The organism is Haloarcula limicola, assembly GCF_010119205.1.
GTDB lineage: Archaea > Halobacteriota > Halobacteria > Halobacteriales > Haloarculaceae > Haloarcula > Haloarcula limicola.
The window spans coordinates 1549847-1564381 of the sequence record NZ_WRXM01000001.1 but is presented as its reverse complement, the minus strand read 5'-3'; the positions used below and the strand labels follow the sequence as shown (position 1 = coordinate 1564381).

General features: G+C 68.7%; 16 protein-coding genes. 6 read left to right on the top strand and 10 right to left on the bottom strand.

What is annotated here, in order from left to right:
* Window positions 1–17: 17 nt before the first annotated feature.
* Window positions 18–1412: a GntP family permease gene (locus GO488_RS08000; protein WP_162317240.1), complete on the bottom strand. Its 1395-nt coding sequence runs from the start codon at window positions 1410–1412 to the stop codon at window positions 18–20.
* Window positions 1413–1568: 156 nt separating this feature from the next.
* Between GO488_RS08000 and GO488_RS07995 the strand changes: the two genes are divergently transcribed.
* Complete coding sequence (locus GO488_RS07995) at window positions 1569–1880, top strand: ArsR/SmtB family transcription factor (RefSeq protein WP_162317239.1); 312 nt, start codon at window positions 1569–1571, stop codon at window positions 1878–1880.
* 78 nt (window positions 1881–1958) lie between these two features.
* Here the strand turns inward: GO488_RS07995 and yciH are convergent, their stop codons facing one another.
* The 5 genes from yciH to GO488_RS07970 form a co-directional block, all read right to left on the bottom strand.
* Window positions 1959–2252 (bottom strand): stress response translation initiation inhibitor YciH, encoded by a 294-nt coding sequence (yciH, locus tag GO488_RS07990; RefSeq protein ID WP_135305337.1) that lies wholly within the window; start codon window positions 2250–2252, stop codon window positions 1959–1961.
* 54 nt (window positions 2253–2306) lie between these two features.
* Window positions 2307–4553, bottom strand: coding sequence for a transglutaminase TgpA family protein (locus GO488_RS07985; RefSeq protein ID WP_241692910.1), 2247 nt, complete (start codon window positions 4551–4553; stop codon window positions 2307–2309).
* Window positions 4550–5524, bottom strand: coding sequence for a DUF58 domain-containing protein (locus GO488_RS07980; protein ID WP_162317238.1), 975 nt, complete (start codon window positions 5522–5524; stop codon window positions 4550–4552). Before GO488_RS07980 ends, GO488_RS07985 begins: the two co-directional genes overlap by 4 nt.
* Complete coding sequence (locus GO488_RS07975; RefSeq protein ID WP_162317237.1) at window positions 5521–6480, bottom strand: AAA family ATPase; 960 nt, start codon at window positions 6478–6480, stop codon at window positions 5521–5523. Before GO488_RS07975 ends, GO488_RS07980 begins: the two co-directional genes overlap by 4 nt.
* 175 nt (window positions 6481–6655) lie before the next feature.
* Window positions 6656–6940 carry a DUF7573 domain-containing protein gene (locus GO488_RS07970; RefSeq protein ID WP_162317236.1) on the bottom strand — a complete coding sequence of 95 codons (285 nt, stop codon included), beginning with the start codon at window positions 6938–6940 and terminating at the stop codon, window positions 6656–6658.
* Between the two features lie 90 nt (window positions 6941–7030).
* Between GO488_RS07970 and GO488_RS07965 the strand changes: the two genes are divergently transcribed.
* Window positions 7031–7252, top strand: a complete 222-nt coding sequence (locus GO488_RS07965) for a DUF8024 family protein (protein WP_162317235.1) — start codon at window positions 7031–7033, stop codon at window positions 7250–7252.
* Here the strand turns inward: GO488_RS07965 and GO488_RS07960 are convergent.
* Entirely contained in the window at window positions 7206–8186 is a 981-nt protein-coding gene (locus GO488_RS07960) for a 5,10-methylenetetrahydromethanopterin reductase (RefSeq protein ID WP_162317234.1), read from the bottom strand. The two genes, GO488_RS07965 and GO488_RS07960, sit on opposite strands and share 47 nt — an antisense overlap.
* A complete protein-coding gene (locus GO488_RS07955) occupies window positions 8173–8946 on the bottom strand; it encodes a coenzyme F420-0:L-glutamate ligase (protein WP_162317233.1) in 774 nt (257 codons plus the stop codon). The genes GO488_RS07960 and GO488_RS07955 overlap by 14 nt, the downstream gene beginning before the upstream one ends.
* Before the next feature lie 150 nt (window positions 8947–9096).
* Between GO488_RS07955 and GO488_RS07950 the strand changes: the two genes are divergently transcribed.
* From GO488_RS07950 to GO488_RS07940, 3 genes are all read left to right on the top strand, one after another.
* Window positions 9097–10377 carry a TIGR00341 family protein gene (locus GO488_RS07950; protein ID WP_162317232.1) on the top strand — a complete coding sequence of 427 codons (1281 nt, stop codon included), beginning with the start codon at window positions 9097–9099 and terminating at the stop codon, window positions 10375–10377.
* Between the two features lie 60 nt (window positions 10378–10437).
* Entirely contained in the window at window positions 10438–11157 is a 720-nt protein-coding gene (locus GO488_RS07945) for an SIMPL domain-containing protein (protein ID WP_162317231.1), read from the top strand.
* An 81-nt stretch (window positions 11158–11238) separates the two neighbouring features.
* The gene (locus GO488_RS07940) at window positions 11239–12216 is read left to right on the top strand and encodes a calcium/sodium antiporter (RefSeq protein ID WP_162317230.1); all 978 of its coding nucleotides are present in this window, start codon (window positions 11239–11241) and stop codon (window positions 12214–12216) included.
* A gap of 15 nt (window positions 12217–12231) precedes the next feature.
* Here the strand turns inward: GO488_RS07940 and GO488_RS07935 are convergent, their stop codons facing one another.
* Window positions 12232–13230, bottom strand: coding sequence for an NOG1 family protein (locus GO488_RS07935; RefSeq protein WP_162317229.1), 999 nt, complete (start codon window positions 13228–13230; stop codon window positions 12232–12234).
* A gap of 139 nt (window positions 13231–13369) precedes the next feature.
* Here GO488_RS07935 and GO488_RS07930 point away from each other — a divergent pair, with 139 nt between their 5' ends.
* Window positions 13370–13690 carry an ASCH domain-containing protein gene (locus GO488_RS07930; RefSeq protein WP_162317228.1) on the top strand — a complete coding sequence of 107 codons (321 nt, stop codon included), beginning with the start codon at window positions 13370–13372 and terminating at the stop codon, window positions 13688–13690.
* A gap of 34 nt (window positions 13691–13724) precedes the next feature.
* Here the strand turns inward: GO488_RS07930 and GO488_RS07925 are convergent, their stop codons facing one another.
* Entirely contained in the window at window positions 13725–14450 is a 726-nt protein-coding gene (locus GO488_RS07925; protein WP_162317574.1) for a hypothetical protein, read from the bottom strand.
* Between the last annotated feature and the right edge of the window lie 85 nt (window positions 14451–14535).

The following is a 14535-nucleotide window of genomic DNA, read 5'->3' as shown; positions in this document are numbered from 1 at the left end:
CGACGCCTATCTGCTGGTCAGGTCAACGGAACGACGGATGCGAACACCAGCGTCGTGATGAGACCCGTGACGGCGATTATCGTCGTGAGGACGGTCCAGGTCTTCAGCGTCTCGGCCTGCGTGAGGCCGCCGATCTCCTTGACCAGCCAGAACCCGGAGTCGTTGTACCACGAGAAGATGTTCCCGCCCGCGCCGATAGCCATCACGAGGAAGGCCGGATGGACGGCCAGTTCCGGCACCTGCGGAGCCATGATACCCGCAGTGGTGAGCATCGCGGCCGTCGCCGACCCCTGTGCGATGCGGATGATGGCGGCGATGAGCCACGCGCTGACCAGCAGCGGAATGCCGACGCCGGAGAGCGCGCCGGTGATGTAGTCGCCGACGCCGGACGCCGCCAGCAGCGCGCCGAAGGCACCGCCGGCGGCCGTGATGGCGGCGATGTTGCCGCCGCTTTTCAGCGCCTCCGTCAACTCGTCGGCCCACTCGCTCTGGTCTAGGTCGTTGTACCGGTAGAACGTCCACGCGGCCGCGAGCGCCGCGATCGTCAGCGCGACGTTCTTGTCGCCGAGGAACGCGGCGTAGGGTCTGAGTACCGACAGCGCGGGGACGGACTCTTCGAACGTGTTGATGGCGGTGAGCGACGCGATGAGGAGGACGGCGAGCAGGATGGGTGCGAGCGATTCGAGCACGCCCGGGAGGCTTCGCGTGTCACGGTCGGCCAGTTCCTCCAGCTCCTCGGTGGTAGTTGCCATCGCGTCCCGCAGTGGGATGTCCAACCGCGAGTTTATCCAGCGCCCGTAGACGATGCCCGCGACGAACGCCGCCGGGAGCGCGGTAGCGATGCCGACGAGGATCGTCATTCCCAGGTTGACGCCGATCTCCGCCGCGACGGCGAGGGGGCCGGGCGTCGGCGGGACGAAGACGTGGGCCGTCGCCGCGCCGGCCCCGACGACGACGATGAACAGCGCGTAGTCGCGCCCGACGCGGGCGCGCATCGACCGGGCGAGCGGTGCCATGAGGTAGAACACGCTGTCGAAGAACACCGGGATAGCGAGGATCGTGCTGCTACCCCACAGCGCGTAGTCGGAGTTCTCCTCCCCCAGCAGGTTCTGGAACCCCCTGACGATGCGCTGTGCAGCACCGCTCTCCAGCATCGATTTGCCGATCACTGCCGCCATCAGGATGGGTATGCCGATGCCGGCCATCCCGTTCCCGAACGCCGTCGCGACCGCGCCGGCGGCCTGTGCGGCCTCGAAGTCGGGGACGAAGACGACGTTGAGTATGCCGACGAAGAACGCCGCGATGATCAACCCGACGAACGCCGGGAGGTCCAAGACGACCAACAGGAATACGACCGCTACCAGTGCCAGTATGAACGTCAGTAACGGGCTGTGTGCGAACTCGATTGCCATAGCGTGTCCCTCCGACGGCGACTCGGACCCCACGTCGTGTAATAATTATGTTGATTATCATTCATCGATAACGTAGTATCAGCTATTGAATACTTATCCGGCCGACTACCGAAACCGCAAACTCCTTTACAACGAGAGTTGTCAACTCGATAGTTCATGTGTGAGCGAGCGACTGCCAACTCGATTCTCGATCTCTTGGGAAACGAGTACGTCCGCCAGATCCTTCGGCTCACGAGCACCGAGCCGATGACCCCCTACGAACTGGAGGCGGAGTGTGACGCGTCGCTCCCGACCATCTACAGACGGATCGAGACGCTGACCGAGTACGACCTCCTGACGTCGGAACTCGGTTCCGACGGACGCGCCGGCGAGTGTACTCGGTACCGGTCGGCGCTCGGGGAAGTCGACATCGAACTCGAAGACGGGGAGTTCACGATCCGCCGCCGACGGCGGCCCGACACGGGCTGATTAGTCCTCGGGCGAGGACAGCGACGTCGTAGCCACTCGAAAACCAGCTACCGCAGAACCGTTCCGACGATCAGGAGGTCAGGCGACGTTGAAGCCTTTGTCGCGGAGGAAGTCCTCGACGCGACCGGTGTGGTTGCCCTGGAGCTCGATCTGGCCGTCTTCGACCGTCCCCCCGCAGGCGAACTTGGACTTGAGGTCCGAAGACAGCGAGTCCATGTCCACGTCTTTGGGGTCGAACCCTTCGATGATCGTTACCTCCTTCCCGTAACGGCGCTCGTCGATGCGGATGTTGATCTGCTGAGACTCTTTGGCGACGTCTTCGCAGACGCAGAGCTCCTCAGGCAGCCCGCACGTCGAGCAGACTTCCGACATTACACCGGCCCGTACGAAACCTTCGTATTAAACACTGTCGGGCGAAAGCCGCGCCTACCGGTTTTCGACCACGCTGTCCGCGATTTCGACCGCTTCGTCGGCGGCCGCCTCGGAGATCTCGCCGCCGTAGCGGAGCCGTTCTCGCAGCGTCGCGATTCGGCGAGCGTCCGCGTCGGCCTCGATGGCATCGAGGTACGCTCGGACCGTCTCGCCGCGCTCGCGAGGCCGATGTTCGTCGGCGAGGACGGCCATCACGCGCTGGAACGCGCGTTCGACGTCGGTCTCGGGGTCCTCGCGCCGTTGGTAGCGGAGCCAGATCGCCCGCGAGACGCGGTCGGTCACGCCGGCGCGGCGGAGGCCGGCGGCCGTCCCCAATAGGGCGACGAGGCCGAGTGCGGCCTCCTCGCGCGAGGGGAGTTCCGGTAGCGTCGTGCCGCCGTCGTCGCCGTCGGTGCCGCCACCAGCACCGTTCCGCGGCGTCGGCGTGTCGTCCGCTTCGTCGGTGCCGTTCGGCGTCGGTGTCGGCGTCTCGTTCCCCTCGGGAGTCTCGGTCAGCGGCGGCGGCGTGGCCGTCGGCGTCGGCGTGAACTCGCTTTCGCCGCCCGTCTCGTCGGTGTCTGCCGAGTCGTCACCCTGTGAGCGGGCCTCCTCGATGCGGTCCTGTCGGGCCGTCTCGCGCGGCCCGCTCGGCGTCGGGTCGAACTGGATCCAGCCGTGGTCGGGGAAGTACGCCTCGACCCACGCGTGGGAGTTGAGCCCGCGGACCACCCAGCGGTTCTCGTCGACCCGTTCGCCGGAGGTGTAGCCGACGGTGAACCGGGCGGGGATGCCCTGCGTCCGCAGCATCACCGCCATCGTCGTGGCGAAGTAGACGCAGTAGCCGCGGTCCATCTCGTGGAGGAAGCGGTCGGCGACGTTGTAGTCGGGCTTGTCGACTTCCAGGGAGTACTCCCGCTCGTTCTGGAGCCAGCGCTCGACGACCAGCGCCGTCTCGTAGGGGTTCTCCGCGTTGGCGGTCAGCGTCGTCGTCGTCTCGCGGACCCGGTCGGGCGTGCTATCGGGCAGTTGGAGGTAGCGCCGCGTGATTCGGTCGGGGTAGTCCTCGCCGGCGTCGCGCAACTGCCGCGGCGTGGCGACGACGAGTTCGCTCGTGACCTCGTAGCTGTCGCCCGCCGTGAGCTGCCCGATCGGCTGGAACCCGCGGTGGGTCGTCAGTTCCACGTCGACCTCCCCGTCGTAGCGGATCGGCTTCCACGCCGCCGGGACGGTGCCGACGGCCGACTCGGCTTCGAAGGACTGGCGCAGCGGGCGGCTGTCGCCGGGCGGACCGGTGAGGCGGTTGCCGTTGTAGGGGCTCGCGTTCCCGGTGCGGACCCAGCCGTCGCCGGTATAGCGGTCGTAGGCGGCGACGCGCCAGTAGCGCGGCTCCTCGCTCTCGACGGTGAATCGGACCGTCGGCGTCAGCGAGATATCGCCCTGCACCGTCAGCGACTCGTCGGCGTCGATGAGGCTGCCCTCGACGGTCGTGCCGCTCTCGTCGGTGAAGGAGAGGGCGCTCCCCGAGACGGAGGGCGCGCGCGAGAGGATCGCCGGGAGGACGATGATGGCGGCTAACTGTTCGAGGACCGCCCGCCGGCCCGAGTCGATACCGGCGTCGTCGGCTGTCGTCGTCGCTGTCTCTCCGTCGGACGCCGAGTCGGTGGCCGCCGACTCCGGTGGAATCGTCTCGTCCGGCGGCGAGAGCGTATCGAGGTTGCCGAAGCCGATGGCGGCGAACGCGCCGACGACGCCGAGCAGCGTCGTCACGACGCCGGCGTCGGTGGTCAGGACGAAGAACGTGAGCGTCGTGCCGGCGGCCAGCACCGCGGTGACGTACCAGCGCCGGAGCGCGAAATACGTCGTGAGGAACACCGGGGCGGGGGCGAAGGAGATGACCCACAGGCGGACGTTGGCGATCTGGAGCAGCCGCCGCCCGGAGAGCAGCGCCGCGGTGTCCCGGAGCAAGTCGGCGATGGCGGGGTCCGTCGTGAGGTTCGTGATGTACCACGCCAGTCCCGCCGCGAACAGCACCGCGCCGATGACGAGTGCCACGACCGGCGGCAGGAAGCGCGCCAACAGGGCCGCCGCCACCAGCGAGACGGCGCTGACGGCGAGGAACAGCGTCGGATCGCCGACCACGTCGATGAGATGGTACATCGTCCGCAGCGGCGCGCCGAGCGCGAGCGCGACGGCGAGCAGCGCGAGCACCCGCGTCTCGCTCCACGGGAGCGCCCCGCGGAGTCGGCCGGTGACGCCGCTCACGCCCCCACCTCCCCGGCGAGGGGATTGTCGCGACTGGTCGTCACGTCCTCGAAGGTCTGTCGGTGCCCCTCGACGGTGACGGTGACGCCGCCCTCGTCCGCGGTCACCAACACGTCAGCGTCGTCGGCCCGGCCCGTCTCGCCGGCCGGGGTACGAGCGAGCAGTTCCAGCAGCCGCGTCCGGTGGGTGTCGCCGTAGCCGCTCCCGACGGTCCCACCGGGGACGGTCAGTTCGACGGCCAGTCCGGTCTCCAGTGCGCCCATCGCGACGGTCGCGGCGGCGGCGGCCATCTCGTCGTCGTGCCCGTCGTCGGCCTCCGCGACGACGAGCAGGCCGCGGTCGCTGCGCTGGTCGGCGAACTCCTTGACGAGCAGGTCGTCGCGCTTGGCGCTGGACTTCCAGTGGACGTCGCGCAGGGAGTCGCCGGGGACGTACTCGCGCAGGCGGTCGAAGGCCTGTCGGTCCTCGGTCTCGGGGACGAGCGTCTGGACGAAGGTGTCCGGACCGCCGACCCGATACACTGACGGGTAGACGAGCACGTCGCCGGTCGCGTCGACCGTCGTCTTCGAGACGACGAGCCCCAGCGCGTCGGTCAGGGCCACGTCGACCGGGCCAAGGCGGTGTTCGCCCCGCCGGTCGTAGCTCACGTCGTATCTGACGGTCGCCGGGAGCGAGCGACGAGCCGTGCTATCGCCGCCGAGCCCCTCGGAGAGGCGGTCGGTGAGACGGGCGACGCCGCTCCCTTCGACAGTGAGCTCGACGGTTCGGTGCTCGCCGGGGAAGCCACGCCGCGGCGCGGACCGCTCGACGGTCGGCGTGCCCGCGAAGTACACCTGTCCGACGGCCACGACGAACCCCACGAGCAGCGGGCCGGCGACCGCACCCAGCGCCTGCTGACCGAATCGGGAGGCGACGGCCACGGCGGCGGCGGCGACGAGGAGGACGCCGACGCCGCGACGTGTCGGTCTCATTCGACGTCGACTGTATCGAGCGCCGTCGCGACGAGCGCCTCGGCGGTCTGCTCGCTGCTGTCGGTCCGGATCCGATGGGGGAGGACGACCGGCGCTTCCTGTTGAACGTCGTCGGGGACGACGTAGGTCCGCCCGTTCAGGACGGCGCGGGCCTGTGCCGCCCGAAGCAGCGAGATGCTCCCGCGCGGGCTGACGCCGAGCTGGGCGTTCTCTCGGGTGTAGCGCGCGAGGCGGGTCGCGTACGACCGGATCGCCTCCTCGACCGTCACGTCGGCGACGGTGTCGCGGGCGGCCTGGAGGTCCGCGAGCGTCGCCACGGGCGACAGCTCGTCGATGGGGTGGTTGCCGACGACCGAGCCGAGCATCGCCGTCTCCTCGTCCTCGTCGGGATAGCCGAGGTGGAGCTTCGTCATGAACCGGTCGAGTTCGGCCATCGGCAGGTCGTAGGCCTTGTTCTGCTCGACCGTGTTCTGCGTGGCGATGACGGTGAACGGTTGGGGGACGGCGTAGGTCGTCCCGTCGACCGAAACCTGTCCCTCCTCCATCGCTTCTAAGAGGGCGGACTGGGTCTTCGGCGGCGCGCGGTTGATCTCGTCGCCCAGCACGACGTTGGCGAAGATGGGGCCGCGGCGGAACTCGAACTCCTGTGTCTTCTGATTGTAGACGTTGACGCCGGTGACGTCCGTCGGCAGCAGGTCGGGCGTGAACTGCACGCGCTTGAACTCGCCGTCGAAGGAGGCCGCGACCGACCGCGCCAGCATCGTCTTGCCGACGCCGGGGACGTCCTCCAATAAGATGTGCCCCCGGCCGAGCAGCGCCGTCACGATGTGTTCGATCTCGTCGTGGTGGCCGACGATGACCTCCTCGACGTTCTTGATTACCTGTGTCGCGACGCGACTCGCGTCGCGGAGCGCACTGTCCGACTGTTGGCCGCGTGTTGTGTCCGTGTCTGTCATGTGTGGAGATGCTGCGCGGCGAACACCCGACCGCGCGGCGGAGAGCGTGCCACCCCGCGACGAGTGAGTCCGTTCGCCCGTCGCTCGTCCGCACCGTGCGCAGTTCCGATGTAGCTACGTGTTAGGCGTGCGTACACGTAACGTTGCTGGATGGGGACCTTTCCCACACGGCCGGTCAGGAGCGGTCCCACTCCTTGCAGTCAGAACAGACGAGCGATCCGTCCTGTTGCCAGCGGCGCTCGACGGTCTCGCCACACGCACCGCACGCCGCGCCCTCGCCCGACCACGCGTAGGTGGTCGTCGCCGCCGCCACTTCCTCACCGCTCTCGGCTTCGGCGGTGCCGTCGGCCCCGTCTGTGCGCGCCTCCGACTCGGCGTTCGTCACCGCTTCGCTCTCTCCCGCCTCTGCGTCGTCGTCCCCATCGCCGAGGAACTGGTCCAGCGAGGTGTCTTCGCTCATGGCAGTCACTCCGGACGGGAGCGCCAAATAGCTGTTCGGAGCGTCGCCGCGAACGGAAACGCAAAGTGGGGGCACCGCCAACGCCCGGGCATGCAAGGGCTCCTCTCACAGCTCGTTCAGAGCATCCTCGACGCACCGGGCGAGTTCGTCACGATCGCGATGTCAGACCCCCTCTCCGCAGTTCTCATCGTCGTCGGCGCGCTACTGGTCGGCGTCGCCTCGGCGGTCTTCGGTTACCTCTCGCTGGGCGCGGTCGTCTCGCTGTTCATGCGTCCGGGGAGCGGTCGGTCGCCGCCCCGAGCAGAGAGATAGCGTCCTCGATATCGGGACCGAGCGGCGATGCGAAGACGACGCTGTCGGCGTGTTCCCGCAGCGCCTCGACCCGCTCGGCCACGTCCTCGGGCGTACCGGTGATACAGAACGCCGAGAGCATCGGCTCCGTGACCAGCCCGAAGGCCCGTTCGAACTCGCCGGCCGAGATGGCGTCGCCGACGTCCGCGGCGACGTCGCGGTCGATGCCGTGGCGGTCCAACACCGGCGGCGGCGACCCCGCCGCGACGAACGCCACCGGCGGCCGGGCGGCCTCGCGGGCGGCGTCTTCGTCCTCGGCGACCGAGACGCTGGCGTAGGCCGCGAGGTCGAAGTCGGTGTCGGGCACGCGCTCGTCGGCCATCTCCTCGGCCTGTTCTCGCGCCCACGCGAGGTCCTTCGGGTGCGCGCCGTTGTAGAGCGCGCCGTCGGCGTGTTTCGCGGCCATCCGCGTCATGTGTGGCCCCTGTGCGCCGACGTACGTCGGGATCTCGTCGCCGACCTCGTAGTTGAGACCCGCGTCGACCGCCTCGAAGGTCCCGTCGTGATCGACGCGCTCGCCGTCCCACAGTCGCTCGGCGACCTTCATCGTCTCCAAGACGCGTCGCAGGGCGTTCTCGTGGTCGAAGCCGAGATTTCGAATCGTGGATCTATCGCCGGGACCGACGCCGAAGACGGCGCGGCCGTCGCTCATCTCGGAGAGGGTACCGGCCCGCGAGGCCAGCGTCACCGGGTGGGTCTCGTAGGGATTGGCGATTCCCGGCCCGAGTAGGACCTCCTCGGTCCGTGTCGCCATCTCCGCGAGGGCCATGAACTGGTCGCGGTTGTTGTAGTGATGGCTGACGAAGACGGCGTCGAAGTCCTGTTTCTCGGCCTCGACGGCGAGGTCCGAGAGCTGTGCGACCGGGTGTTCCGGGGTGAGTTCAATCGCGTTCATGTGACCACTCTCTGAGTGCGTCTCGAACGATGTCGCTCTCCGGCGGGCGGTAGAGGGCGTCGCTCTCGCCGTGGTCGCCGAAGTCGAAGCCGCGGACCAGCGCGACCGGCGTGCCGCCGCCGCCCTCGCCGGTGACGAGGTTGCCCGCGGCCGCGAGTTCGTCGACGACGGCCTGGACCGTCACGCCGAGTTCGCGACCGTCGCGGTCGCGCTCGCCGCGCCAGTCGCGGGCCGCGGGGATGCCCGCCCAGCCCAGCGCGACCCCGCGCTGGCCGTGGCGGAACGGCCGACCGGAGGTGTCCGTGACGACGACCGCCACGTCCGCCCCCGTTCGCTCGCGGATGCCCGCGCGAATCGCTTCGGCTTCCTCGGTCGGGTCCTCCGGTAGGAGGAGCAGATCGGCGTCGGGCACGTTCGAGCGGTCGATGCCCGCGTTGACCGTGATATGGCCGAAGCGCGTGACCGCGAGGATGAACGGCGCGTCGGTGACGAGTTCCTCGCTCTCCTCGATGACCGCCTGCGCGAACCGGGGGTCCTTCTCCTCGCCGGTTATGGCTCCGATTCGCTCGGCGATCCGCTCCGCTCGCTCGCTCGCCGTGAAGTCGGCGAGGTCCGCCTGCCGACCCGCCGCCTTCGAGACGATCGTGCTCGCGACACAGAGGACGTCGCCGTCTCGGAGGTCCGTCCGCTCCGCGACGAGTTCGGCCACGTCGTCGCCGGGGCGGACCTCCGGCAACCCCTCGACCGGGGAGACTTCCATACGCGTCTCTCCGGGGTGAGAGGGAAAAAGGCCGCCGTTAGGTGCAAGCGGGGCCGTCGTCGGCAATCGCTGCCGCATCGGGCGGCGGGGCCGACGGTGCTCGGGCATCGACCACGCGGGTTTTTACCCGCCGCCCTCTCACCGATAGCCGTGCGGTTGGTACAACTCACGGTCCCGACGGGCAAACTCGAAGCCGCCCTCGACGTCCTCGACGGAGAGGGCATCGACTACGTCGTCTCCGACGAGACGAGCAACCGGGACATCGCGGCCGTGGTCTCGTTTCCGATCCCGACGGAAGCGCTCGAACCGATCCTCGCGGCGCTGCGAGAGGTGGGGCTCGACGAGGACACGTACACCGTCGTCGTCGAGGCGAACACCGTCATCTCCCGTCAGTTCGACGAACTGCAGGAGAAGTACGCCGAGGAGGAGAGCGAGGACCGCATCGCCCGCGAGGAGCTGATGGCCAAGGCCAACGGACTCGCGCCCTCCTTCCCCGTCTACGCGACGATGACCGTCATCAGCGCGGTCGTCGCCACCGCCGGGCTCCTGTTGAACTCGGCGGCCGTCATCGTCGGATCGATGGTCATCGCGCCGCTCATCGGCCCGGCCCTGTCGGCGAACGTCGGCACCGTCGTCGACGACCGCGAGATGTTCCGGCGCGGCGTGAAACTGCAGGTCGTCGGCCTCCTCCTCTCTATCGTCAGCGCAGCTATCTTCGCGTACTTCGTCCGGACGGCCAACTTGATCCCGCCGATATCCGACATCACCGCGATCGATCAGGTGCGCGAGCGCGTCTCCCCGGACTTCCTCTCGCTCGCCGTCGCGCTCGGCTCCGGCGCGGCTGGCATCCTCAGTCTCACCTCCGGGGTGTCGACAGCCATGGTCGGCGTCATGATCGCCGTGGCGCTCATCCCGCCCGCCGCCGCGGTGGGCATCGGTATCGCGTGGGCCGCGCCGCTCGTCAGTCTCGGGTCCGGCGTCCTCCTGCTGGTGAACGTCCTCTCGATCAACCTCGCCGCCCTCATCGGCCTCTGGTATCAGGGTTACCGACCCGAGCGATGGTTCCAGCAGGACGAGGCGCGAACGGCGACGGTCAAACGGATCGGCGTCCTCGTCGTCGCGATCCTCGTCCTGTCGGCGTTCCTCGGCGGCGTGACGCTCGACTCCTATCAGCGAGCCACCGTCGATCAGGAGATACGACAGCAGGTCGAAGCGGAGATACCGTCGTCCGCCGAGCTCATCTCCGTCGACGTCCAACAGACCAACACGGTCATCTTCCAGAAGCCGCGCCGCGTCACCGTGACCGTGGGGATCCCGCCGGGAGCCGACCCCCCCGGGCTCGCCGACGACATCGACGCCGCCGCCGACGCCGCGGCGGGCCGCGACGTCGAGGCGTCGGTCCGGTACGTCGTCGTCGAGAGCGCGTCGTGACGCTCAAACGCGGTTTTGAACGTACGATTACATAAATACGGTAGAGCGCGTCGATAGCGTATGGTCTCCAGACCACTCGCAGTCGCAGGTGTACTGGCCGTTCTCCTGGCCGGCGGCGTCGGGTTCGCCCTCGCAAGCGGCGGACCTGTCCCGTCGGCGGAGAACGCAACTGTCAGCGTCAGCGCGGACGCGACGGTCGAGCGCGCGCCCGACCGGGCGACCGTCACCGTCGCCGCCGTCGGCCGCGGCGAGACGGCCGCCGCCGCCCGGAACAACCTGAGCGGCGACGCCGACGCCGTCCAGCGGGCGCTCGAAGACGCGGGCGCGAACGTCACCTCCGCGCGCTTCAGCATCCACCCCGAATACGAGCGGACCGAGACGGGCCGCGAACAGGTCGGCTACGTCGCCGTCCACACCGTCGAGGCCGAGACGAGCGACGTCGACGCGGTCGGATCGCTCGTCGACACTGCCGTCGATGCCGGTGCCGACCGCGTCGAGGGCATCACCTACGGCCTGAGCGAACAGACCCGACAGGACGCGCGACAGGAAGCTCTGACGACCGCGATGGACCGGGCGCGAACTGACGCCGAGACCGTCGCCGCCGCCGAGGGTCGCTCCGTCGACGGCGTCGCCGCCATCCAGACGAGCGACAGCGGCCGGTACGTCGTCCGCGCCGAGATGGCGACCGCCGACGCCGGGAGCGCCGGCGGGAGCACCGTCATCTCGCCCGGTCCGGTCACCGTCGACGCGGCGGTGCAGGTGACCTACGAACTCGGGTGAGCGGACCGACGGGGCGCGGTCGCCCCGTAGACCTCGCGAGCAAAATTTTCATCTTCCCGCCATCGGTGGTAGCATCCACACATGGTAGCCGGTGGCCCCCTCGTCCAACTCGCCGTCATCGTTCTGTCGGTCCTCGGGCTGTGGGTCGGCGCGCGGTTCCTCGTGGACGCCGTCGTCCGACTCGCTCGCCGGTTCGGCCTGTCTGACCTCACGATCGGGTTGACCATCGTGGCGATGGGGACGTCCACGCCGGAACTGGCCGTCTCGGTCGACGCCGCGTTCAAGGGACTGGGCGACATCGCCGTCGCGAACGTCCTCGGGTCGAACATCTACAACCTCGCGTTCATCCTCGGCGTCGTCTCCCTCCTCCGAGTGCTCCCGGTCACCGAGTCGCTGGTCAGACGGGACGGACTGGCGCTGCTCGCGAGCACCCTCCTCGGCGTCGGCGTCCTGCTCGACGGGGCGGTGACGCGGATAGAGGGCGTCGTCCTGGTCGGGGCGTTCGTCGCCTACACCGCGTACCTGCTCCGGGCCGAACAGTCGGTCGAGACGGGGACGGAGCAGTCGGGGGACCCGGTGACGAGCGCCGTCACCGAGCGCGTGACGTTCCGCGGTCGGGACGGCCTACTGTTGCTCGGCGGACTGGCGCTGGTGCTCGTGAGCGGGGACTACATGGTTCTGGCGGCGTCGGCGCTGGCGCGCGGCGCGGGCATCTCCGAGTGGGTCATCGGCGGGACCATCGTCGCGGCCGGGACGTCGACCCCGGAGTTCGCCGTCTCGCTGGTGGCGATTCGGCGCGGGAGCCTCGGCGTCTCCGTCGGGAACGTCATCGGGAGCAACGTCTACAACCTCACGGGAATCGTCGGCGTCGCGGCGCTCGTCCGCCCGCTGGCGGCGAGCGGGACGGCGACGGCGACGCTGCTGTGGCTGGTCGGCGTCTCGGTCGTCATGGTCGCGGCGCTGTGGACCGGGCGGGTGCTCTCGCGCCTCGAAGGGGCGCTGTTCGCGGCCTCAGAGATGGTCCGGTGGGCGCTCGGACTGCTCGGGGTCCTCGGCTGACCGACGCTCCGCTCGCTACTCGTCGTCGAACGGCAGTTCCAGTTCGTAGCCGACGGCGTCGACGGCCGCCTGCAACACGCCCTCGACGTTGTCGTCCTCGGTGACGCTCATGTAGTGGTCGGCCTCCACGTCCGTCGAGCGGTCGCTCTTGTTGGCGATGGTGAGCACCGGCACGTCGAAACGGCTCTGAATATCGTTTCGCAGTTCGAGTTGCTGGGCGAGCGGATAGCCGCACTCCTCGCTCGGGTCGACGAGGACGAGAACGGCGTCGGCGAGGTGTTCGAGCGCGCTGACGGCCTGCGACTCGATCTCGTTGCGCTCCTCCGGCGGCCGGTCGAGCAGGCCCGGCGTGTCCACCAGTTGATAGCGGATGCGCTGGTCCTCGAAGTGGCCGACGCGGATCTGGGTCGTCGTGAACGGATACGAAGCGATCTCGTTGTCCGCGCGCGTGACGCGGTTGACGAACGAGGACTTCCCGACGTTGGGGTAGCCCGCGACGACGATGGCCGGCTCGTCCGGGCGGATGTCCGGCAGCCCCTTCAGCGCGTCTCTGGCCGTCGAGACGGCCGCGAGGTCGCCCTCGACCTCCTCGACCACGTCGGCGATGCGGGCGAACGCCTGCTTGCGGAGCTTGCGGGCGGTGTCCTTGTCGCCGCGGACCAGCCGGCCCTCGTACTCCTGTCGGATCTCCTTGGCCTTGCGCCCGGCCCACGAGACCTCGGAGAGGTGCTGTTTCAGGGCGTCGACGCCCGGGTCGTCCTCGGACGGGTAGGCCTCGCCGACGACGGCGTCGGCCAGTTCGACGTAGAACGGGTCCAACTCGTCGATCGTCGGCCACGACTGGGCGACGTTCTGGAGGTTGTCCGAGACGATGTTCGAGGCGGTCATCAGCATCGACTGCTGGGCCTCGACGCCCTCTTTCGCGCCGCCGGCCCGCGTCGCCCGCGAGAAGGCCTTGTCGACGACCTCCTCGGCGGTCGGCGTCGTCGGGAGATTCTCGAAAGGATGGCTCATTGGGCCGTCGTAGACGGCCAGCGCGTAAAAACGCGTCCAATCGGTGACAGCCGTGCGAGGGGTGCGCGCGGACACTGGTGAGGCGGCCCCCCAAATAACTGCGACCCACGTTTTTCACCGGCCGGTTCGTACGCCCGATATGGCACACATCGACGCCGGCGAACTCCTGCCCAACGAGCACGTCCAGCGGATGGCCGCCGACGGGGAGATCACCCAGATGCACCGCGGCCACCGCTACGCCGACGAGGGCGACACGTTCGATATAGACGGGACCACTTACGAAGTGACCGACGTGACGGAGCGGACGCTCGGCGACCTGACCGACGAGGACGCGCGGCGCGAGGGCTCCGCAGACTTAGACGCCTATCGCGACCGGCTCGCTCGCGTCCACGACGAGTTCGAGTGGGACGACGACAACGACGTCGTCCGGCATCGGTTCGCACCGACAGATAGCGAGTGAGCGAGTGAGTGAGTAGCGGGCGGTTCTCGAACGGTTACAGCAACCCGGGAAAGCCGCCCCAGCGCAGGTACACCATGTCGGCGATGAGCAGCAGTTGGACGAGGCCCTGCACGCCGCCGAGCATGGCGTTTTGCTGACCGACCGCCGAGATGACGCCCGTGTTCGGCGCGGCCGACACCATCTCTTTGTAGATTCGGACCTCGCCGGGCATCAAGAAGCCGAAGCCCTGCACCGAGAGGACGGTGACGAGCGCCAGCGCCACGACGATGGCCGGCGAGGTCATCTGGAACGCGCCGATAGTGGTGGCGACCCACGCCAGCGAGCCGACGGTACCGACGGCGAACGGCACCTGCCAGCGCCAGTCCCCGTACGCGTTCAGCCGCCAGCCGAGCAACAGGAGTATCGGGATTACGTTCGCCGCCGTGAACAGCGCGAGCCACGGCCCCGAGTGGGCGAAGATCTCCAGTCGGAGCGCCAGCGCGATGCCCGAGGCGATGGTGAGAAACGCCATCGACGGCAGGAAGAAGGCGGTTTTGGGCGTCAGTCGCTCGAAGACGGCGGCGCTCTGTTCCTCCTCTAGACCGCCGATGACCGGCCCGAGGATCGCGCCGATGAAGATGTCGGTGCCGGTCCAGAGGACCCCCGCCATGACGTGGACGTACGTGTGCTGACGGATCGACACGACTGTCGTGGCGGCCAGCGCCGCGATCGAGACGGCCACCACCCCGGCCGCGAACGCGGGATTCGCTCGTCTGCCCAGTCCCTCTATCGTTCCGCGTATCGTCGCCCCACTCATACGGACGGGGAACCACTTGCCGGCGGCTTAAATCTAGCTCTCAGGTCAG